Raw genomic sequence first — 18908 nt, forward strand, 5'->3', positions numbered from 1 at the left:
ACCTCACACAAAAACATCAACTGGATCGCCAGCTGCGCGCGCGTTGTCGTTCGCTTCCCGGCGGAGGCCGAGAACATAGCCTACGGGATCCCAACTGGACAGAATTGCATTGAGCTCTTTATGGCTGTGCCAGGTAGTCAGGCGCTTTTTAAGCTCGGTGGCGCAGGCGCGCACGTTAGCCCGGGTGGGGCCGGCCATCTTCATGCACAAGCACAAAGTCAGAAGCAGATCCGAATATTCGTCGGCGGCTGCGCGCAATGCTGCCGGGTCGATGCTGGCTTCCAGTTCGGGAAGGCGGTGTTTCAGGCTCATTTGGCACCTCCCTTACGACGAAGAGCCATTCTCAATCTGTTTTTCTCCAGTCTGGCTTTGCGTTGTGCGGGCGTTTCACGTTCGCGAGCGCGCGCATTAGATTCACGATTACGGCGGCGCCTGGCGTTGAGTGATTCGTCTTCGCTTCGTAAATGCATCCGAGGTTCCCCGTCCTTTGGCTCGGGCCACTGGCGCGCCTTATTTACCGCGAGCTTATCGATCATCGCCTGGGTAATCTGCTCGTCAGTGATACCGGCACGGCGTTGCGCATCCCACAACAGGAATTGCATATCAGCCCACTCGATCAGATCATGCGGCTTAGCGATGGTTTCCAGCACTTCTCTTCGTAGGTGCTTCAGTGGGCCGATCGGGCCGACATTCCCGAAGGTGGACTGTGACCACTCGGCGTGCTCGCGGCGTACCTGGTTGCGAGCAAATGAGAACTCCCCCATCAGCGCAGCCAATGCGATTTCAGTAATACGCAAATACATGGCTGCGCGGGACGGATTGCTGAATTCACCCTCTTTTAAAAACTTCGACATTTCCGCCACGTCAGCACGGCACACGGCGATTAATTGCTCATTAGTGAAGGTGGCGATATCAGTCATTCCAGGCCTCCAGCTCGTTCTGAATTTCTTCATCAATAGCTTCGTTGCAGGCAAACGTATCAAGAATGAGCTTTGCGTCTTTGCGATAGTGCTCCCGACGTTCGTCGTACCAGGCTGAGAAATCCGACGACCAACCCTTGATACCAAAATCAGCTCGGGCGTTATCTTCAGCCATTCGTTCAACCATGCAGTAAGCGGTGGTGAGTGCAGCTTCGCGGATATACCCGCGCAGATCGCGTTTACGCCAGTAGGGGTTAACTTTTGAATCGCAGAAAGGTTTGAATTCCACTTCCCAGCGACGTATGCATCGTGCATTCAGTGATTTGCTCATATCGTTACCGGGAGGGCGAACCCTCCCGCCTCCCTTAGCCCACGTATTCCGGTTTCATGTCGTCCAGGGTGATGCGGAACTGGTCATACAGTTCATCACCGAGGTGGCGGCGCGATGAGGCCAGGGTGCTTTCTGCCTTCGCGAATAACGCTTCGGCTTCCGGATCCCCCGGGTTAGGAAGTGAATTTATGGCGGCCTCAACTTTGTTCTTCGCATCAACAAGGTAGTAGCGTTTCACCGCCTTACTCTTCAGTTCGGTATACAAAGCAGTACCCAGCAGAGCTTTCTGTGATTCGATGTCTACACGAATGGCTTTGGCCTGGTCCACTGAGTCAGCTGTATCAATCCGCTCTCGGAGTTCGTGAGCAACAGAGTCAACGTTAGATGCAGGCTCATGCGTGCTGGTGGAATCGCCAAAGGAGTGTTTTATCTCATTCAGCGTGACCTTTTCTGTCTGCGCCGGGTTGATAACCCTTTCTTCGCGTTCGTCAATTTCATCGGCGGTATAGACCCCGAGGATCACATCCGGGCAGTACAGTCGCGCCCAACGTTTAACGGCGAGATAGGCCAGTTGCTGACGGGGGTCGCTCGCCCACAGTGTAGAGTTGCGGACTTGTGCCTGCGAAAGCATCAGCACAAGCTCGCGAGGTTCTGATTCTCCTTTAAGCGTTGCCCAGGCGCGGACGCCCACGCCAGCTTCATCTTGCAAATCCCAGCCCGGTACGATGTAGTCGTTACCTTTGCCGCTGGTTTTTTTAATGAAGCGGCCAACGATATTTTCCCATGCACCAAACCATTCAAAATGGATCCGGTCTTTGGTTGGAGCCATGGTGTTAATTACCGCATTCACCAGTTGTGCCTCATAGCCAAGCACACCTGAGTTACCCACGATGAAGGTTTTCTGTGCCACTGCAAACGGATCCATACCCCAACGCGCTGCCTGCATCACTACAGCCATACACGCATCTGGTTTCCCGCGATAATGCTCAGGCACGAAGTTTCCACTATTGGCCATTACTTCCGAGAGCGTGCGCAGGCGGTTGAACAATTCACCGTTCGTCAGGATAGAAACGTTGTCGATCTTCTGGGTCTGGTTTTCAGTAGTTGCGACTAAATTGGACATTGTTATTCCCCCTTATGCCTGTACGCGCAGAGCTTCGAGACGGCGCATATCAAAATCGTTAAGTTCTTCGGTGTAGTCTTCGGTAATCGGCGCCGGCCATTCGCCAGTGTCGAAACCGTTCGCGATCGCGCGCATAGCTTTGCGGTATTCCAGCATGCCGAGTTCCAGCAGTTCTTCGGATGCCTCGATGATAGCGATCCAGTGGTAGTTCTCGTCTTTGTTGACGAATATCCAGAAGAACTGGTCAAGGGCTGCGGTTTCGCAGTACATAGCCGCGCTCAGGTGGTAATCGCGCTCGATGATTTCCCGGTGCAGCTTCGCGCGCAGGCCTTCCTGCTTGATGTTCCACATGCTGATGGTTTTCAGGTCCGCACCGATGCGCAGGCCGCCCATGTCTATCTCAAGGTCAGGACGCACACGAACTTCCAGCCCGGTTTCCTCATCAATGCCGAAATAACTCACCTCGACGGCACGGCTCGGGTGCGTCAACAACTTGCCGGCGGTCGGGTGATTCAACAGTGCTTTCTGAATGGCCAGTGCCGTAGCCAGCTGCTGGCGGGTAACCAGCACTTTTCCTTCCGGGTTCTCGCGCCATGCATCCAGCAGCTCGTCGGCAAACACGGCATCCGGTTTTACCGATTTCACGGCCTGAATCAGATCGGCCTTTGTGCCAGAGACTTTCAGGGGCTGCGACTTCTGCGCTTCCTGAGCAACCATGTCAGGATTGATAATCGCCAGTTGCTCCAGCATGGCATCACGACTTCCGCTGGTTTTAACTGGTGAGGGCTTCTGCATTTCCTGAGCAACCAGATCCGGATTAATGATTGCCAGAGTTTCCATCAGCGTTTCCCGGCTGCCACTGGTTTTGAGCTGTGGCGGCAGGGTGGCGTTAAACTCCTTGATACAGGCTTTCATTGCAGATGCGGTCTGTTTCTGGCCTTCTTCAATGCGCTGGAAATCAACTGGCAGAGACATGTAGCTCTGTCCTGTTTCGTTGATATCGTTCCCCAGAGCGGTCTGCGCTGGCAGACTAGCGTTGTGTTCTTCAATGAGTGCTTTGATCTCATCGGTGCTGAGGGGGGCGATCAGGCTGGCGTTGTGCGCCTCCAGCAGCGCCTTGATGTCGTCAGCACTCAACAGCGGCGGAAGCCCATTGTTGTATTCGTCGATAAACGCGCGGATCGTCGCAGTCGTGGTGAAGGCGCCTTCCGGGATTTCCGGCTCGATACTGAATTCTTTTTCCAGTTGATCAGGCTGCAGCGCCAGTGCATGCACCAGATTGCCCATATCCAGAACAGGAGAGCGCACCTTCTGGATGGTTTTGGATACGTGGCGCGCCTCGAAATACATCAGCGATACCCGGGCATCTTTAACCATCGTTGAGCTGATGCCGTTAGCGGCGTGGTAGACCTCATTTGGCACGCCTTCATATCGACCAGGCTCGAAATACTCCGGCCATGCTGGCGCTGCTTGTTCAGCCTCTTCCTCTTCATCGCTATGAGCACTCTCTGAAACCTGGCTTTTCAGCACTTCGGCGGTAAGATCCGGGCAGCGTTCAGCCAGTATTTTGCTCATGTTCACGGCAATTGTTTGCGCAGGAGGCTCATCAGCGCCTTCGCCTGCTGATACCGCATTATCATTTTCGTCTTCGACCGGCTGAGCCGTTTCCATCTGCACATCGCTGGTGGTTCCCCCGGAATTAGCTGGATGTAATTTTTCTTCTGCAGCGCGCTGGCGCGCCTGGTCCACGATAGAAAGTGCTGGTGCTGGCTGGCTATCCATCAGACCATCAATCGAAAAAACACCATTGCCCATGTTTGAAACTTCAGGCTGTTTGGGTTTGGTCAGGTCTTCGGTTATCCACTTCGGATCCGTGGGGGCACTGATGCCTTCGACATATTCGCCACGTTCGGCGGCCAGAACCTGATTAGCGTCAGGGCGTTTCTTTTGAGCTTCTTTCACCAGTTCGGTGCCAATTACCTGAAAGTCAGTTGGGAGAGTTTCCAGGTCAGGCACACCTTCATCTCCATCGATAGCCTTTTTCACAGCGTCCAGAGTGACGGCGGCAGATGAAACATGACCAGCTTTCTCAAGCGTTTCAGCAGAAGGGGCGTCATGCTTATGCTCCGTCAGGTTCGCATTGATATAGGTCTGCAGACTTACCGGGAAATGGTGAACATCGCTGGTGGCGCCACGGATAAGGGCAAAAATCGCTGCGCGGGAATAATCCAGGATGCCTGCAACCTTGCGCAGCGCTGCAGACCATTCCTTGAACGGACTTTCTTTCTTCTGGACGATCTCTTTGGCCCGGCGGTGAATAGATGCCGGGAAATTGTAGATATCGAAATCCATCGGCATTGTGGCCAGGGCTATTTCAACATCGAGCGTATCGAGGGTATGGGTGTAGTCAGGATTGCGATCGGTTTTATTACCGCCGCCAGCATTCGTACCTGCATCAGTTTTCATAACTGAAGAAATGCAGTTACCGGCAGCCCATTCCCTGGTGAGAATGCCGCGGTCGATCGCGTTCGTGGCGAACCACAGCTTTGCAAACTGGATACGCTTACCGAGTTCATGCCGTTTCCCTTCCGGGAAGACTTTTTTATTGGCGCTGGTGAATTTCCAGAGCGCCGGCATGTCGTATTTTTTGATTTCAGGGACATTCTCGGCGGCCAGAATCAGATCCTGGACGGCTGCGTTATCAGTGTCCATTTCAAGAACTGACAGCTCCTGCCGGTGAGGCATGCTGATATGATAAACGTGACGTTCTTCGGCCATATACTGCGCCAGCAGCTGAGCGCGAAAGGGGAGTTCGGCCACGTTAAAAAGCGCGCTCGAATCGTCCTGGTATTCATCGCTACCGAAAGTTTCCACGGTCTCGCCTTGTGCCACGTCGCCAGTAGCATTGGCATCAACCAGCTCGCCACTAACGGCTCCGGTATCATCGATGTGATGATCCGCAGGTCCCTGACCTGGCTTCAGAGCCCAGGTGCGACCATCGTCGCCGAGCTGGTAGCGTTCGCACCATGAGTAATCGAGAACACCTTCCGCCGGTAGGTCATTGAATACCGGGAAATCGGTACGAATTGGTTTTTGATAGTCTTTGCCGCGGCCTGTTTCGATCCCGGCGTCTTCAAGATCGACGTCCAGTTGCAGAAGGGCGCGAGCTTCTGATTTATTAGTGCGCCAGATTACGGCATCAGCTTTACCCGATTTTTGAGTCGCTTTTATCAGATAAAAATATTCCATGTGATAGCCTCTATTTTGGATGTAGAATCCCCCGGGCCATTGGTAGCGCCCATTCAGGGTGGTCATTGGTTTTGGTAATTTCCGGTGTAACTTTGGTCGGTGGCACCGGACGTACAGCCCGCTTCGGCGGGTTTACGTTAGCTCTCGTGCGCCATCTGGTCGTGAGAGGCGCAACGTTCTGAGCAATACTCTTTTTCTTTCCGTGCGAGCTGGTTCCCCTGGAGGTACAACAGGGTGCTTACCACTGGTTTTCCCTCGATTGCTTTGCGGCAGTAACCGCATTTCTTCTGCATTCTTCCCCCTACATTTGCACCGTGAACCCGGCCGGATGCTCGTCCAGTACACCTTTCAGTGGATAACATTCGGCTGTCACGTGTTGTTCTTCTGCAGCTGCCTTGCAGTCATTCTCACTGTCGTAAACGCCGAGCAGGACATCCTGATTACCGCCCGTCAGCATGCTGACGGTGAGAACCAGGGCAAACATCGTGCTCATGAAGGGTCTCCTTTTTGCGCGAGCATGTAGCACACCCGGCGGATGAAAGCTGACAGCGGACTTAAACGAACAGCCTGCTGACGAGCGGGTTTGCGTGCGAAATCAATCATGTAAATAACTCCCTCAGTGCGCAGAAAAGCGCGATCCAGATGAAGAGCCCAATTACTGCCGAAATGACCATGGCTCTGATGCCCTGCTTACTCATTTCAACCTCAGCCATTACGTGGCCAGCGGAACGTTTATCGGAGCAACGCAGCGCGTTGTTGATGAACAAATTAAACAACAGGTTTAAAATTACGTCAAGGTTATTTTCAACATGTAGTTTAATTTTGATTGGTGGGCACAAAAAAACCGGCAAGTGCCGGTCTCTGCTTCTGCGTTAGGGGCTGGGTCTACTTCTGCTCTTTCAGTTCAAGTAATTCTCTAAAAAGAGACGAATACTCACTCACTCTACTGTTAAAAAGTAACAGCATTTCCTTTTGCGCCGATTTTGGCATCTGGCGGAAAAGATGTACAAGTTCGATCTCAGTCGAAGATAAGTCCCCAACTAGATTAGATGGTGCTCGTTCTGGATCGTAATCAAGAGAGCCGAAAGGGAGATTGAAATCGCGTTCAATACGTCTTGCTGCATTGTCATTGATTGGTTTCTTTCCTGAAAGGATTTCTTCAAAGAATGGATCATCTTCAATCTTAAGCGAGCCGTTCTCGACATATTGTTTTAGCCTTTTCATTCTGACTTGTTCAATAGTCAAAATGTCATTCGGGTCACCATTCAAAAGCCAGTCGATTGAGATTTTAAGGACGTCCGCAATCTGCTGAGCAGACTCTCTCCCCAGTTCTCCTCTGGAGAACCAGTTATTCACAGCTTGCGGAGTCACGCCAACCCTTCTAGCTAGTTCCGACTTACTCATCTTCCTAGTTTTAAGCACCTTGGTAAGGCGGTCAGAAAGCATTGGCGGTTTGATGTTTTTTTCTCTCATATCAAGATTATAAACAAATCGTTTAACACCCGAAATAAACTAACTGTTGAAATTTCTTTGACTGTTATTTAAACCTGCTGTTTAATTATCGTGTTTCTTCACAGGAGTCACCTATGAAAGCTCTCGACAAAGCCATAAACATTGCAGGGAATGCCAGCAAGCTGGCTGAAAGTTTAGATGTTTCAGCTATGACGGTTAGTCACTGGAAACATAGAAATTACGGCGTGGTACCGCAAAGCCGCGTTCTCACTATCTTCAAAGCAACCGGAGTGACACCACACGAGTTGCGCCCTGATTTGTACCCAAACCCTTCCGACGGTTTACCGCAGGAGCAGAGGGTATAACCATGCAAACACTTCCCTTTCAACAAAATACCGGATTCAACACCGGCGCTCTGATAAAGCGTAATCATCTGAGAGAGGCAGATCACGATGTAATTCGCTCTGCCGTTCGCGCCTGGGCAGCAGCTGAAGGGCAGGACGTTGTGTCGGCCCACATCGTCGATGAGTGGCGACAGCAGGGCGGCGAGGAGATCGCATTTCCTGATGATATCAGCCGTGCCCGACAGAAGCTTTTTCGCTACCTGGACAACCCTGCCGATTCAGAGCGCTATCGCGAGTACGTTCGCCTTCTTACCCCGGCAATCATTGCCGTTCTGCCGCTGGAATTCCGCCATCGCCTGATGCCTCAGGACGATATTTTGTCGCGCCTGTCTTCGGCCATGAAGGAATGCGCTGAAGCCAAGCAGGCGGTGATGCTGAACGCGCCGGAGCACCAGAAACTGAAGGAGGTAAGCGAGGGAATAGCTTCGCTATTCAGGCTGATGCCTGAGCAGACAGGAACGCTGATGACACTCGTTAGCTCGATGCTGTGCACGCTGTAGGAGGTGGTATGGGGTGGGGTGATTACGTTCGTAACCAGGTTGAAAAAATACTTCTGAGCGAGGGGTTTTCTGTTCCGGTGGCTCAGGGGGGGGGCAAGGCATGCGGAGGACTTATACAACCGAATGTCACAGGCAACTAAAAAAGGGGCGATTTTCGATGATGCTCTCAAGCATGGCCGCTTATGGGCGGAGAAGCAGACCAGCGCGACTGAACGCCGTGCAGCTAAACGTGCGGTGCGAAAAGGTAGCAAACAGGCTGGGTTGTTCTGAAAGGGTGAAAGCCGCGGTGCAGCAACACCAACGGCTTTCGGGTGAATTAATTGGGTCAATTCACGGGATGAAGTATGTCAAATACCGCTGAAGTTATCAATTTTCCAATCAAAACTGAACTAACGGGAGGTCGCATGGCCGACCTGTCCAACGGCTACACCAGAATCGCCAATGAGATACAGAAACTCAAGCCGCGGCTGCGTATGTCCGGGCGCGAGTGGCAGTGTCTTGAGGCTGTTATCTGGCTTACCTACGGATGGAACAAAAAACAGGATCGGGTGACAAATACCGTCATTTCTGAGTTAACCGGGTTGAGTGATTCTCATGTTTCAGATGCGATAAAGCTACTCGCAGCACGGGGAATTATTTTTAGTCACAAGCATGGTGTGATGAAAACTGTCGGTATAAATACTGAGCTATCCGCCTGGATTTTGGACAAACCGAAAACGGGAAAACTCTTCCCGAAAACGGGAATTTCCTTCCCGGAATCGGGAAAAACCTTCCCGAAAACGGTAGACACCCAAGACTATAACAAAAACAATATTAAAAGATCTTCGTCTCGGAATTCTGAAGAATCCCGAAACAAGAAAACTCATGAGTTTCTCTCTCGTCATCCAGAAGCTGCCGATGGGATTTATACCCCTGCAGGTAAATCCTGGGGAACAGCTGACGACCTCAAAGCCGCGCGATGGATTTTCGATAAAGCCCTCACCGTGAACGCCTCCCTCTCAGAGCCCAACTGGGTTGAATGGGCGAACACCATCCGCCTGATGCGTCTGCAGGACAAGCGCACTCACTATGAAATCTGCGAACTGTTCAAGTGGGCGAATGAAAATGATTTCTGGCAAGAAAACATTCTCTGCCCATCAAAACTACGCAAACAGTGGGATCAACTCACGACAAAACGACTTCGTAGCCATGGCCCATCAAAAAACAAATCAGGCGCCAGTGCGCTGGACAACACCGACTGGATCGACGGGGTACTCGTATGAAATCTATCGCAGAAAGCATGCATAACTTCGACCGGGAAAACTTCCAGCGAGTGGCTGCCGGGCTTCCTGAAATGCAAGACCAGCAGGCGGTAAAGCGCCAGGCGGCCAAGACTGCGGAGATCTTCAACGAGCTGTTCCGCCAGTTGCTCGCCGTATTCCCGGTGCTGGCCAACAAATCGGCGGAAGACCTCAACGAGATGCGCCGCCAGTGGTTGTTGGCGTTCAAGGAGAACGGGATCAGCGCGATGGAGCAGATTAACGCCGGAATGCGTGTTGCCCGCAAACAGGAAAAACCCTTCATGCCGTCGCCGGGGCAGTTCGTCGCCTGGTGTCGTTCTGAGGAGGCGGTAACTGTAGGCCTGCCAGACGCGAGTGAGCTGGTTGATATGGTTTACCAGTATTGCCGGACTCGCGGTCAGTATCCAGACGCTGAGTCTTACCCATGGCCTGAGCATGAAATCGAACCGTTAACGCTGAAACATAAAGCCTGCTACTGGCTGGTTACGGGGCTGTATACCGACATGCGCGCAAATGCACTGAGTGATTCCGAATTGCGCCGTAAAGCCTCTGACGAGCTGCTGCGTATGGTTCGTCGCATCAAGACCGGTGAAGCTATCCCCGAGCCTGTTAAGCAAATCCCAAAGTTGGGCGGACGTCCGCTGAGCAACGAAGAGGGCTTAAACAAAATCGCTGAAATCCGCGCGAAATTCGGTTTAGGCAGAGGGCGGAATCATGGCTAGAGCATTGTCAGCAGTTGAGCGCAGAGAGTACGTCCGCGCAGTGATTCGGATCACCAGGCATCAGGGGCGACTCACGACCGCCGAGGCAATGAAAAAACTGGGGCTGAGCCGCGCTACTGTCCAGCGGTATTTTTCCGAAGCAGAAGCGACTGGAGAGGTTGTCCGGCATGGTCGTTTGGGGCTTTTCCGCGATCAGCGGGCCGTCATCGACTTTGACATGAAGCGTTTTGGCCTGGTGCCGAAAGTTGCTGTTGGGATGAATTACAGCCTGCTTGGCAGTCCTGTTTTTCAGCGAGTTTTAGATGTTCAGGAGGCTATTCATGGCTAAGAATTCAATCGATGTATACGGTGCCAGCGGCAAAACAAACGTGCTCAATTTCGAGCCTGAAAACCTGCACCTGGTCACCGATAAGACCCACCCACTTTACGATGAGCGTGTACACCTGCCTATCAGCGAGGCAATGGTGCTGAACATCATGGACCAGGGCGTTCTTGAGCCGATTATCGTCTGGAAAGACCCGGAGACAGGGCTGTCTTGCGTGGTTGATGGCCGCCAGCGTGTGCGCCATACACTGGAAGCTAACAAGCGTCTGTCGAAAGAGGGCAAAGAATCGCTACTGGTCCCGGCAGTTACTAAACGCGGCTCTGCTGTTCGCATGGCGCAGGCGATGGTAAGTGCTAACGAAATCCGCCAGGCAGATACGCCACTGGGCCGAGCAAAGAAAATGGCTGATGCGCTGGAGCGCGGGCACGATGAGGACGATTTAGCGCTGATGTTTGGCGTGAGTGTCCAGACCGTACGCGCAACTCTGTCACTGCTGGATGCCACCCAGGCAGTCAAAGACGCTGTAGAGTCCGGCACAGTGACGGTTACACAGGCGCGTCAACTGGCATCACTGAAACCCGAAGAACAGCGGGAAAAGGTAGCGGAAATCGAGCAGGCGACCGCTGGCACAACCGGCCATGAAAAAGCCAGGCGTCAGCGAGCTGTGCTTGGCGAAACTAAGCCACGTCTCAAATCACGCAAAGAAATCACAAAAGCCCTAGAGGGTGCCAGCGGTGAATACGCTCATGCACTGCGCTGGGTGCTTGGGGAGGCTGAATGAACAACCAAATCAAGCATCCGGCTATTCGATACCACGGCGGTAAATTCCGTCTGGCGCCGTGGATTATCGAGCAGATGCCGGAGCATATCTGTTATGTCGAACCGTTCGGCGGTGCTGCTGGCGTATTACTCCAGAAGCCGCGCAGCTATTCAGAGGTGTACAACGACCTCGACGGCGAGGTAGTTAACCTGTTTCGTGTACTGCGTGACCCTGCATTAAACCAGCGCCTGCAGGATGCCTGCTGCCTAACCCCGTACTCACGAGATGAGTTCTGTCATGCTCAGGAGCCAGCGACAGATTCTATCGAACGCGCCCGCCGCATGGTGGTTCGTGCCTGTATGGGGTTCGGCTCTGCAGCAGGTGTCGGCGGTCAATCCGGTTTCCGCAGCGACAGCAAACGCAAATACGCTACGGCGGCACATCTTTGGGAGCGTTACCCGAGCAACCTCGGCGCTGTCTGCCAGCGTCTGCAGGGAGTCATTATTGAAAACAAAGACGCTCTGGCGGTAATGCGCGCCCACGACGCAGAAACGACCCTGCATTACATCGATCCGCCATATGTACCGGACACTCGCGTGCAAGGCAATCGTTACTACGCGCATGAAATGACCGTTGAAGGGCATGAGCAATTACTCGCTGTGGCCAGAACGATGGCGGGGATGGTGATGATTAGCGGTTACGACACTGAGGTCTACAACGACATGCTGACCGGCTGGGTAAAAACGGAGAAAACCTCACGCATCAGCGCAGGGAGAGGTACGAAAGTACGCACTGAATGCCTCTGGCTTAACCCGGCAGCACAGCAGAAACAGGAGTGTGCAGCATGACAACTGATATCACCGAACTGGCGCAGCGTATGAAGGCGGCAGCAGAGAAAGCGACTCCGGGCGAATGGTGGGCCGACGACGTTAAAAACGAAGGATGCTACGGGTCTGGCGATGACTGTGTGGAGGGATTCACCTCATACGCAATCTATGGCTCTGACGGGCAAACCCTCTTCGATTCACTCAACAGTGACTCCGCATGCATCAGTGAGGAATACGACGGCGAGGGGCATGTGGCATGGGATGAGACGGCGCAGCGTAATGCCGAATTTATCGCTCTGGCTAACCCTGCCAACGTTCTCGCGCTGGTAGAGGCGCTGGAGAAGGCGCAGCTGAGTATCGTCGAGCTGGAGCGCGAACAGGAGCATCTTCGCCCGGTAGGTGTGATGAGCGAGAAAGCATTTCACCGTCTTGAAAACAGCGAATGTCGCTTTATTGCGTTGTGGCCGCGCCCTGGTATCTTTTTGCCGCGCAAACGCCCCGAGGACGGAGTGATCGTTTATGCGCGTACAGCTGCCTCCGCTGGCATCAAGATGGAGGCTGAGTGATGGACTCTTCACTGGAACACGCCTGCAAACGCCTACAGGAACTGGAAAGCCTACTGCTGGTGGATGTGCCTGAAACAGTATGGCCAGCGGAAGTCAGCATGGTCTTCGCTCAGATTGAAAAAAGCCGGGACACTCCCGGCGCACCACATCAATAGGATGTGGCTGGAAAAAATGCCGGTACCGTCAATCATCGGTGCTGCTCGTTTGCTGGCAAGAACTACGTACACCTCAAAAAAAGTGTGTAAAAAACTATGCAGCAACTCGAAAAGTGTGTAAAAATAAGATAAAGAGAAACCCGAGGGAAGGAAAATGAGTAACGATCTTGTATTCGTATTGTCTAGAGTTCAGTTTGGCGAAGTCCCGCAATCGAAGTTTGCTCAAGTTGGAGAGACTATTCAAGAAAGATTACGGGCGGAGTATCCGTTTTTCCACTCAGCGCAAGATGCTGAAACTTTTGAGATTCAGTTTGGCCCTGATGGTCAGAAGGTCAAAAAGATTGAGATACCAACTTTGACGCTTGTCTCTGCTGAGAGAGATTGGGGAATCAGAGTAACAACTAACGATTTGTTCTTATACACAAATAGCTACGATAGGTTCCAGAGTTTCGAAATCAGAATGAGGGAAATTCTTGGCATTTTAGCAGAGATTTTCCCAATTTATCATACTGGCTTCTTGGGAATGAGATTTTTGAATAAATTCCCTCTTGAGGGCGAGCGTTCTTTCAGGCAAGTGTATAAAAGAACTGAATTTCTACAACCGGCAATTGAAAACTATAAACAGGCAGGCTCAAATCTTTCGGCTAGATATCAAACAGATGCTGGCTGGATGAATCTTAATAGTGGCATTACTGTGAAGGGCGCACTTTTACCTCCTGATATCGAACAATTTGCTGCCACATTAAACCCTTCACATGTAAATACAACCAGCGATGGGGTATGGGCTCATTTGGATATGGATTCTCATAAGCCAAGTAATTCTCTGCTTAAGTATGATCTTGACAGAGTTGTCGAGACATTTTCTTCACTAAGAGAGTGTGCCAATAAGTTTTATAGTGAAATTGTTAAGATTTAAGGAGGCAATATGGACTTTGTTGATTACAATTATTATACAGAGGGATATGCTCGTACCTCATACATGGAAACAGAAGAAAAAACAGGATGGAGTAGCATTGGTATTTTTAAAACCATGTTATTCTTTGCTGCTGCAACTTTTTCCTTCAATACTGATGCTACATCTTCAGTTGACCATCATGCAATTGAGTGCCAAATAATTAAAGGGATTCAAAATAACGATGCCACTTTCTTTTCTGATGGAATTGATGATAAAAAGTCTAAAATACATGCTCTAAGTTCTAACTTGCAAAAGAATTTTGGTTTCAAGAAAGCACAATGGGCAAATGTGCTCAGTGTTGAAAGGAAAACTCTCTATAACTGGGAAAATAATCCTGAATCTACTCCTCATGCTAAGGTTTTGGATAATTTGAATACACTCAGCAAATTCGCAGATGAAATTGATAATGGTCATGCACCATACATTTCGAAAATGACCTTTGGAAAGGGGCGTAAGGAAGAGTTTACTCAGGCTTTCACAACTCAACCGCTTTCGTTTGAGTCAATGATTTCTGTATATGAAAAATTTTATACTGAAATCGACGGTTTCTACAAAAGACAACTTCTTTCTTGATACTGAGTTAGGTGAGTTTTACAATGGAACAAAGTAGAAATGATTTTATAAAAGCTGGCTGGGAAAGAGGGGCTTTTGTCAGTTTGTCAGGCAATGACTTTTTACTTGCACACTTACCCTCAGAACTCGAAAAGTGTATAGCGTCATATGATGCCGAGGACATCTATTTTGTTCCTGTTCTGTACGATTGTGCATTGATTTCTGATGATTTTGTTCAAGAGCCTTGGGTAAATTTGGTTGTATGTTGGAAATGTAGAAAAATGGGTGGTGATGGCAATTTCAAATATTGCAAAAACCCGCGGAAGTACCATTTCCCCTTAGTGGTTAAAGGAGAGCCGATTTTTTTTGAAACTAATGCATTATCAATAATTAATATGAGACGGGATGTTTTTCTTAAGTCATCAATCAATCTAGAAGTCAAATGGCCAGTTTTTGGTCTTGAGACAATGTTAAATTGGTTAACTGAACGAATCAGACAGCCAGTTTTCCCTGATGAATGGAACGAGAGATTAAAGAGTAAAAAGAAATTGTTAGAAAGATTTTACTCAGATGAAACTCTTGTTGAGAAATGTGCGGGTGTGTTTTTTCGTATAACCCCATTTAAACAGATAGATAAAACTGAATGTTACTCTGTGTCAGCACTTATTGTCACACCAGCCATAGAAAATGGAGCTGAACACAGAAAGTTCAATAGGGAAATTAAACCTAAATTAGATGAATTGAAGGAGCAATTACGTCAAATACTTAAAGGCATTGAAAATGTAGAGGTTGAAACTGTTTCGGATCTACCAGAGGATCAGTTTACTCGTAAAGAAGAGCGGTTATATAAGCGATACCAGCTTGAATTTATGACATATAAATCAGGGGAGGTAGATAGTGTGACGTTACCCGCTGATTTACAATTTCCTTTTGTGCAACCTAAGTAACCAATTTTATCTGAAAGATGTGGTTATAAATAAGTAGTAAAAATGGATAGTCAATACTTAATTGAAAGCCCTGCGCTAACAGGGCTTTCGAGGGCGGAAAGTGCGCTAACACATTCCGGTGAGTATGGAGGTAATCCAACCGCGACACTCTTCTTTGACGAGCGAAGTGTAGTGGTTCTCCCAACAAAGTGCAATCTGTATGGGTTTACAGGTATGCAGGGAAACAGAAGCCATGGCTATGGGAACCTGTCGCAAATGTGGAAGTTCTTGCGAGATCATTTTTCGCTACACTGTATGTGGTGTAGATGGGGTGGTTCGTCGCGCGAAGAAGGGGAGACCTTTTCCTATTCCACTTTGCAACTGCTCTTCTAAGAAAGCAGCGTGAGAAAATTAAACCCGCTTCGGCGGGTTTTTTTGTAACAGAATTAATCATTAGGATTTCCAGACTGGTACATCATCGACCAGGATTACCGCGGTGTGAAGTATGCGAAGGATAAGCAGGTTGCGCGTTGTGGTAATGCGGTTCCTCCGCCTTTTGCTGAGGCGCTGGTGAGAGCTAACTTGCCCGAGATGTGCCAGGGGAGGGAGGCTGCCTAAATCCCCCGCAGAACGCAAAGCCGCGCAGCTAATCTGTTAGTGATATATATAATCCCCTTCATAACCTGAGGGGGATTTATGTTTAAAGAAAAAATGAACCTTGAAGCTGGCTACACTCTTTTGGACGACGGCACAGTCAGGAGGGGGCATTTAGTTAGCCGCATAGATCGAAGTTACATTGTCTTGGACGAGAATCAGAACAAAATTGGCACAGCCACAGTGACTGTTATCGAGCAAACCAAGCCGCCATTTAAGGAAGATGTTCATATTGTGAGAAAGGACCTGGAAGGGAATGTGGTTCTTGATGTGCGGTATGTAGATGATTAATAATGAGTAAATTCAACATTGCAGCCAAATCGAAAGACGAGCAGGACAAGGTCAACGTCGACCTAGCCGCCAGTGGCGTCGCCTTTAAAGAGCGTCTAAACATACCTGTCGTCGCTGAGATGGTGGCGAGAGAGCAACCTGAACACCTACGGGAGTACTTCATGGAGCGTATGCTACTACCGCGAGCAGAGCATCCAGTTACCCCGATCATCCGATCCGCGCTATCTGGAAATGGCTGAGCAGAACGCCAAAAAATAGCGATTTTCTCGTATATGCTCATTTTGCTTTTCTCCCCGGGAAGGGCGATAATTACCTTGTCAGTCTGAGCAACTGACACGTTTTTCCGGCGCCAAGTGGGGACACATGGCGCACAAAGTTAAGAACGCTCGGATTAAAGTCTTGTATGCAATAACACTGCTGATTTTAATAATTGTGCAAGTTGTTGTAGTGAACGCGGTATTTATCTGTGTGGGGCTTGGGTTTCTTGAGCTATCCGATGAGGTCCTAAAGATTTTCGCTGGATGCTCGATGCCCCATATCTGTGGTCTTGTCTACTGCGTCGTCAATTCTGTTTTCCGAGCAAAAAAATGAAAAGCCTTCTCTTCGGAGAGGGCTTTTTTATTGCTGATGAAAGTAAAAATCTACGCGGCTCAGGGGTCTCTCGCAGCGGTACATAATCGGACCTGTTTCCCGCGCAGTGTTATGCTCGCTAAAGGCAAGTGGCTTTCACGCTATACAAACCCCGTCCCGCCGCCGTTCGCAGAGACATCAGTGAGGGCAAACTTGCCGGCGACATGTCGGACGTGAGCAGTTGCTTAAACTATAATCCCCCCATACCCTAGGGGGCGGTGCCTAAGCGGAACACACCTACGGTGTTGCATGCAAAATGCGCATTAGTGAATTTTGGACGCAAGGAAAACAGAGTTGGTATCGTTTATGAAAAAATTATTACTTCTGGTTAGTGCTGCTCTTATATCAAACGTGGTGTTTGCTATTGATAATAAAAAAGAAATATCACCTGTGCGTATAAGTTGTCCTGCGCCAGTGATGCCAGTGAAGGCTCAGGCATTGAGAACTGAAGGGAGTGTCGATTATGCGGCGTGGGTTAATGATAAAGGCGAAGTGTACTCAGTAAACATAACGGGCGATGAGGTTTTCTTCAGGGAAACTGAGGTTGCTATTAAAAAGTGTAAGTTTGTGCCAGGCCATCCAGGGGTGTATCGGGAGACAATAAAATTCAGTCTGGTAAAACCTTGAAGAGTGCGTTTAACGTCAAATCTCCACCATGTGGGTAACTCCGCTGCATGCTAAAGCGCTGGTGAGAGCTAACTTACCGGAGATGAGCCTGAAAAAAGACATTGCAGCATGATAAAGCCCGCTTCGGCGGGTTTTTTAATAGTGAAAAACATCATGTTAAACAGACTCATAGCCTTTGCAAAAAGAGCCCTTAACCTCTTGACCATTTCACTCTCTCAGTATACTGTTTATTTATACAGTATTCATGTGAGGTGCTAACCATGAAAGTAGAAGTCACAATTGATAAACATAAAAAACTCCCTGATGGCGCCGTACCTGCGCTCGAGCAAGAATTGCTACGCCGCTTATCTCAGTCCTATGACGACTGCAAAGTAACTATTCGACGCACAAGCAACGATGGCCTTAGCGTTCTGGGCGGAGCTGATGGCGATAAAAAGCGTGTAGAACAAATCCTGCAAGAGACGTGGGAAAGCGCAGACGACTGGTTTTACTGATTCGCCTTTTGGTGGCTGGCATTTTCCCAAAGCATCGCAATAAGCGTGTCCCTTTGATGCTGTCGCCGGACTATATTTTTGCGTCTGTATGTCGCTCAGGGGGATGAAGTGGAGCTGGATATCGCCGAAGTGGTGGACATAATCAGGCAAGGCGGGAAGTTTTTAATTTCGAGTGAGGAAGGGAAAATAACCGGGCTCGAAAAAGTAAGAAAAAACCAGTTTTTGCTGACTATTGAAGAGTTTAAAGAACTGGCTAATGATGCTGGTTGCATTGACGAAACCGAGAGTAAGCTGCGATAATTTACCTGCCGCCTGAACAACGGCAACGGAGCATATCAGCGCCGCGGAGTGAAACCGATGGCGCAACAATTACACCTGATAAAACAGACCCAAGGAATACTGATCCCTGCTACACAGGAGACCAGCGATTTCTTGCAATCAAAATGCAAGCTCGGCGCCGTTCTGGAGGCCGACTTTAAGCTTGTCCGCAATCCGGCGTTTCACCGCCGTTACTTTGCTTTACTCAATCTCGGCTTTGACTATTGGGAACCTACCGGCGGAGCGATTTCGTCTAACGAGCGCAGGCTTATCACAGGTTACGCCAAATACCTTGCTGCATATGGCGGGAGTGAATCGGCGTTGCTTGATGCCGCCGGGCAATATCTCGACCGGATAGCTGAGAAGCGATCCGGCTATATCAGTATTTGCAAATCCTTCGATGCTTACCGGGCGTGGGTCATCGTTGAAGCCGGCCACTATGACGCCATACAGCTGCCGGACGGCACGCTGAAAAAACACCCTCGCAGCATTTCTTTCGCAAGCATGGACGAATGCGAGTTCCAGGAACTGTACAAAGCATCGCTGGATGTTCTCTGGCGGTGGATCCTCTCTCGTTCATTCAACAGCCTGCAGGAAGCTGAGAACGCCGCCAACCAGCTTTTAAGCTTCGCGGGGTGATGCCGATGAAACACTCATGGTTTCACCATCTCGAATGCACAACGCAGCAGGCCGACGAATTGGTAGCGAGATATCGTCAGCGGGGCGTAAAGGTCGAACGAAGCTTAAACCCTGACTTTATGACATGGACCGTCAGCGCGCAGCTGGTGAAGGACAAAAATCCGCCTCGGCCAGACTCTCGCTGGCGCAACAGGATGTGGGGGTGAGT

The 18908-nt window shown here is 50.1% G+C and carries 24 protein-coding genes and 3 pseudogenes; 19 read left to right on the plus strand and 8 right to left on the minus strand.

What is annotated here, in order from left to right; genetic code table 11:
• Positions 1-3: 3 nt before the first annotated feature.
• From A1WC_RS15150 to A1WC_RS15120, 8 genes and pseudogenes are all read right to left on the minus strand, one after another.
• Entirely contained in the window at positions 4-312 is a 309-nt protein-coding gene (locus A1WC_RS15150) for a hypothetical protein (RefSeq protein WP_016160778.1), read from the minus strand.
• 140 nt (positions 313-452) lie between these two features.
• Positions 453-920, minus strand: a pseudogene (locus A1WC_RS15145) (DUF550 domain-containing protein); the annotation flags it as partial.
• The gene (locus A1WC_RS15140; RefSeq protein ID WP_004190719.1) at positions 913-1251 is read right to left on the minus strand and encodes a hypothetical protein; all 339 of its coding nucleotides are present in this window, start codon (positions 1249-1251) and stop codon (positions 913-915) included. The gene A1WC_RS15140 and the pseudogene A1WC_RS15145, both read right to left, overlap by 8 nt.
• A 34-nt stretch (positions 1252-1285) precedes the next feature.
• Complete coding sequence (locus A1WC_RS15135; protein WP_016160780.1) at positions 1286-2374, minus strand: RecT family recombinase; 1089 nt, start codon at positions 2372-2374, stop codon at positions 1286-1288.
• A 12-nt stretch (positions 2375-2386) separates the two neighbouring features.
• Positions 2387-5623 carry a RecE family exodeoxyribonuclease gene (locus A1WC_RS15130; protein WP_016160781.1) on the minus strand — a complete coding sequence of 1079 codons (3237 nt, stop codon included), beginning with the start codon at positions 5621-5623 and terminating at the stop codon, positions 2387-2389.
• 137 nt (positions 5624-5760) lie between these two features.
• The gene (locus tag A1WC_RS26095; protein ID WP_016160782.1) at positions 5761-5916 is read right to left on the minus strand and encodes a YdaE family protein; all 156 of its coding nucleotides are present in this window, start codon (positions 5914-5916) and stop codon (positions 5761-5763) included.
• Between the two features lie 8 nt (positions 5917-5924).
• Positions 5925-6116 (minus strand): YebW family protein, encoded by a 192-nt coding sequence (locus A1WC_RS15125; protein WP_016160783.1) that lies wholly within the window; start codon positions 6114-6116, stop codon positions 5925-5927.
• Positions 6117-6508: 392 nt separating this feature from the next.
• Positions 6509-7096 carry a helix-turn-helix domain-containing protein gene (locus A1WC_RS15120; RefSeq protein WP_228262270.1) on the minus strand — a complete coding sequence of 196 codons (588 nt, stop codon included), beginning with the start codon at positions 7094-7096 and terminating at the stop codon, positions 6509-6511.
• 113 nt (positions 7097-7209) lie between these two features.
• On the opposite strand from A1WC_RS15120, the gene A1WC_RS15115 reads away from it, so the two are divergent.
• The 19 genes and pseudogenes from A1WC_RS15115 (at position 7210) to A1WC_RS28270 (ending at position 18906) form a co-directional block, all read left to right on the plus strand.
• Positions 7210-7440 (plus strand): transcriptional regulator, encoded by a 231-nt coding sequence (locus A1WC_RS15115; RefSeq protein ID WP_016160785.1) that lies wholly within the window; start codon positions 7210-7212, stop codon positions 7438-7440.
• A 2-nt stretch (positions 7441-7442) separates the two neighbouring features.
• Complete coding sequence (locus A1WC_RS15110) at positions 7443-7979, plus strand: toxin YdaT domain-containing protein (RefSeq protein WP_016160786.1); 537 nt, start codon at positions 7443-7445, stop codon at positions 7977-7979.
• 344 nt (positions 7980-8323) lie between these two features.
• Entirely contained in the window at positions 8324-9241 is a 918-nt protein-coding gene (locus A1WC_RS15105) for a replication protein (protein WP_032691167.1), read from the plus strand.
• A complete protein-coding gene (locus A1WC_RS15100) occupies positions 9238-9981 on the plus strand; it encodes a replication protein P (protein ID WP_016160789.1) in 744 nt (247 codons plus the stop codon). The genes A1WC_RS15105 and A1WC_RS15100 overlap by 4 nt, the downstream gene beginning before the upstream one ends.
• Positions 9974-10309 carry a DUF977 family protein gene (locus tag A1WC_RS15095; RefSeq protein WP_016160790.1) on the plus strand — a complete coding sequence of 112 codons (336 nt, stop codon included), beginning with the start codon at positions 9974-9976 and terminating at the stop codon, positions 10307-10309. Before A1WC_RS15100 ends, A1WC_RS15095 begins: the two co-directional genes overlap by 8 nt.
• Positions 10302-11087 carry a ParB/RepB/Spo0J family partition protein gene (locus A1WC_RS15090; protein ID WP_016160791.1) on the plus strand — a complete coding sequence of 262 codons (786 nt, stop codon included), beginning with the start codon at positions 10302-10304 and terminating at the stop codon, positions 11085-11087. Before A1WC_RS15095 ends, A1WC_RS15090 begins: the two co-directional genes overlap by 8 nt.
• Positions 11084-11914, plus strand: a complete 831-nt coding sequence (locus A1WC_RS15085; protein ID WP_016160792.1) for a DNA adenine methylase — start codon at positions 11084-11086, stop codon at positions 11912-11914. Before A1WC_RS15090 ends, A1WC_RS15085 begins: the two co-directional genes overlap by 4 nt.
• Positions 11911-12459, plus strand: a complete 549-nt coding sequence (locus A1WC_RS26100; RefSeq protein ID WP_016160793.1) for an ead/Ea22-like family protein — start codon at positions 11911-11913, stop codon at positions 12457-12459. The genes A1WC_RS15085 and A1WC_RS26100 overlap by 4 nt, the downstream gene beginning before the upstream one ends.
• Positions 12459-12735 (plus strand): annotated as a pseudogene (locus A1WC_RS0125065) (hypothetical protein). Before A1WC_RS26100 ends, A1WC_RS0125065 begins: the two are co-directional and overlap by 1 nt.
• Positions 12736-12768: 33 nt before the next feature.
• On the plus strand, positions 12769-13530 hold the full coding sequence (locus A1WC_RS15080) for a TIGR04255 family protein (protein ID WP_016160795.1): 762 nt from the start codon (positions 12769-12771) through the stop codon (positions 13528-13530).
• 9 nt (positions 13531-13539) lie between these two features.
• The gene (locus tag A1WC_RS15075) at positions 13540-14142 is read left to right on the plus strand and encodes a hypothetical protein (RefSeq protein ID WP_016160796.1); all 603 of its coding nucleotides are present in this window, start codon (positions 13540-13542) and stop codon (positions 14140-14142) included.
• Positions 14143-14165: 23 nt separating this feature from the next.
• On the plus strand, positions 14166-15068 hold the full coding sequence (locus tag A1WC_RS15070; protein WP_016160797.1) for a hypothetical protein: 903 nt from the start codon (positions 14166-14168) through the stop codon (positions 15066-15068).
• 675 nt (positions 15069-15743) lie between these two features.
• Positions 15744-15992 carry a hypothetical protein gene (locus A1WC_RS15065; RefSeq protein WP_016160798.1) on the plus strand — a complete coding sequence of 83 codons (249 nt, stop codon included), beginning with the start codon at positions 15744-15746 and terminating at the stop codon, positions 15990-15992.
• Positions 15993-15994: 2 nt separating this feature from the next.
• A pseudogene (locus A1WC_RS0125070) lies at positions 15995-16250 on the plus strand (DNA polymerase III subunit theta).
• Between the two features lie 678 nt (positions 16251-16928).
• On the plus strand, positions 16929-17249 hold the full coding sequence (locus tag A1WC_RS0125080) for a hypothetical protein (RefSeq protein WP_032691169.1): 321 nt from the start codon (positions 16929-16931) through the stop codon (positions 17247-17249).
• 260 nt (positions 17250-17509) lie between these two features.
• Entirely contained in the window at positions 17510-17743 is a 234-nt protein-coding gene (locus A1WC_RS15060; protein ID WP_016160799.1) for a DinI family protein, read from the plus strand.
• A 108-nt stretch (positions 17744-17851) separates the two neighbouring features.
• On the plus strand, positions 17852-18043 hold the full coding sequence (locus A1WC_RS15055; protein WP_225986339.1) for a hypothetical protein: 192 nt from the start codon (positions 17852-17854) through the stop codon (positions 18041-18043).
• A gap of 57 nt (positions 18044-18100) precedes the next feature.
• Entirely contained in the window at positions 18101-18700 is a 600-nt protein-coding gene (locus A1WC_RS15050) for a DUF1367 family protein (protein ID WP_016160801.1), read from the plus strand.
• Positions 18700-18906: a hypothetical protein gene (locus tag A1WC_RS28270; protein ID WP_022631484.1), complete on the plus strand. Its 207-nt coding sequence runs from the start codon at positions 18700-18702 to the stop codon at positions 18904-18906. The genes A1WC_RS15050 and A1WC_RS28270 overlap by 1 nt, the downstream gene beginning before the upstream one ends.
• Positions 18907-18908 lie beyond the last annotated feature (2 nt).

Source organism: Klebsiella sp. KTE92 (assembly GCF_000398905.1).
GTDB lineage: Bacteria > Pseudomonadota > Gammaproteobacteria > Enterobacterales > Enterobacteriaceae > Klebsiella > Klebsiella variicola.

Bases quoted from the DNA above. Each gene is read 5' to 3' on its own strand.
- A1WC_RS15120 (WP_228262270.1), bottom strand. From the start codon at position 7,096: ATGAGAGAAAAAAACATCAAACCGCCAATGCTTTCTGACCGCCTTACC.
- A1WC_RS15075 (WP_016160796.1), top strand. From the start codon at position 13,540: ATGGACTTTGTTGATTACAATTATTATACAGAGGGATATGCTCGTACC.
- A1WC_RS15085 (WP_016160792.1), top strand. From the start codon at position 11,084: ATGAACAACCAAATCAAGCATCCGGCTATTCGATACCACGGCGGTAAA.
- A1WC_RS26100 (WP_016160793.1), top strand. From the start codon at position 11,911: ATGACAACTGATATCACCGAACTGGCGCAGCGTATGAAGGCGGCAGCA.
- A1WC_RS15130 (WP_016160781.1), bottom strand. From the start codon at position 5,623: ATGGAATATTTTTATCTGATAAAAGCGACTCAAAAATCGGGTAAAGCT.
- A1WC_RS15095 (WP_016160790.1), top strand. From the start codon at position 9,974: ATGGCTAGAGCATTGTCAGCAGTTGAGCGCAGAGAGTACGTCCGCGCA.
- A1WC_RS15070 (WP_016160797.1), top strand. From the start codon at position 14,166: ATGGAACAAAGTAGAAATGATTTTATAAAAGCTGGCTGGGAAAGAGGG.
- A1WC_RS15105 (WP_032691167.1), top strand. From the start codon at position 8,324: ATGTCAAATACCGCTGAAGTTATCAATTTTCCAATCAAAACTGAACTA.
- A1WC_RS15060 (WP_016160799.1), top strand. From the start codon at position 17,510: ATGAAAGTAGAAGTCACAATTGATAAACATAAAAAACTCCCTGATGGC.
- A1WC_RS15050 (WP_016160801.1), top strand. From the start codon at position 18,101: ATGGCGCAACAATTACACCTGATAAAACAGACCCAAGGAATACTGATC.
- A1WC_RS15110 (WP_016160786.1), top strand. From the start codon at position 7,443: ATGCAAACACTTCCCTTTCAACAAAATACCGGATTCAACACCGGCGCT.
- A1WC_RS0125080 (WP_032691169.1), top strand. From the start codon at position 16,929: ATGAAAAAATTATTACTTCTGGTTAGTGCTGCTCTTATATCAAACGTG.
- A1WC_RS15100 (WP_016160789.1), top strand. From the start codon at position 9,238: ATGAAATCTATCGCAGAAAGCATGCATAACTTCGACCGGGAAAACTTC.
- A1WC_RS15150 (WP_016160778.1), bottom strand. From the start codon at position 312: ATGAGCCTGAAACACCGCCTTCCCGAACTGGAAGCCAGCATCGACCCG.
- A1WC_RS15135 (WP_016160780.1), bottom strand. From the start codon at position 2,374: ATGTCCAATTTAGTCGCAACTACTGAAAACCAGACCCAGAAGATCGAC.
- A1WC_RS15125 (WP_016160783.1), bottom strand. From the start codon at position 6,116: ATGAGCACGATGTTTGCCCTGGTTCTCACCGTCAGCATGCTGACGGGC.
- A1WC_RS28270 (WP_022631484.1), top strand. From the start codon at position 18,700: ATGCCGATGAAACACTCATGGTTTCACCATCTCGAATGCACAACGCAG.
- A1WC_RS15140 (WP_004190719.1), bottom strand. From the start codon at position 1,251: ATGAGCAAATCACTGAATGCACGATGCATACGTCGCTGGGAAGTGGAA.
- A1WC_RS26095 (WP_016160782.1), bottom strand. From the start codon at position 5,916: ATGCAGAAGAAATGCGGTTACTGCCGCAAAGCAATCGAGGGAAAACCA.
- A1WC_RS15115 (WP_016160785.1), top strand. From the start codon at position 7,210: ATGAAAGCTCTCGACAAAGCCATAAACATTGCAGGGAATGCCAGCAAG.
- A1WC_RS15080 (WP_016160795.1), top strand. From the start codon at position 12,769: ATGAGTAACGATCTTGTATTCGTATTGTCTAGAGTTCAGTTTGGCGAA.
- A1WC_RS15090 (WP_016160791.1), top strand. From the start codon at position 10,302: ATGGCTAAGAATTCAATCGATGTATACGGTGCCAGCGGCAAAACAAAC.
- A1WC_RS15065 (WP_016160798.1), top strand. From the start codon at position 15,744: ATGTTTAAAGAAAAAATGAACCTTGAAGCTGGCTACACTCTTTTGGAC.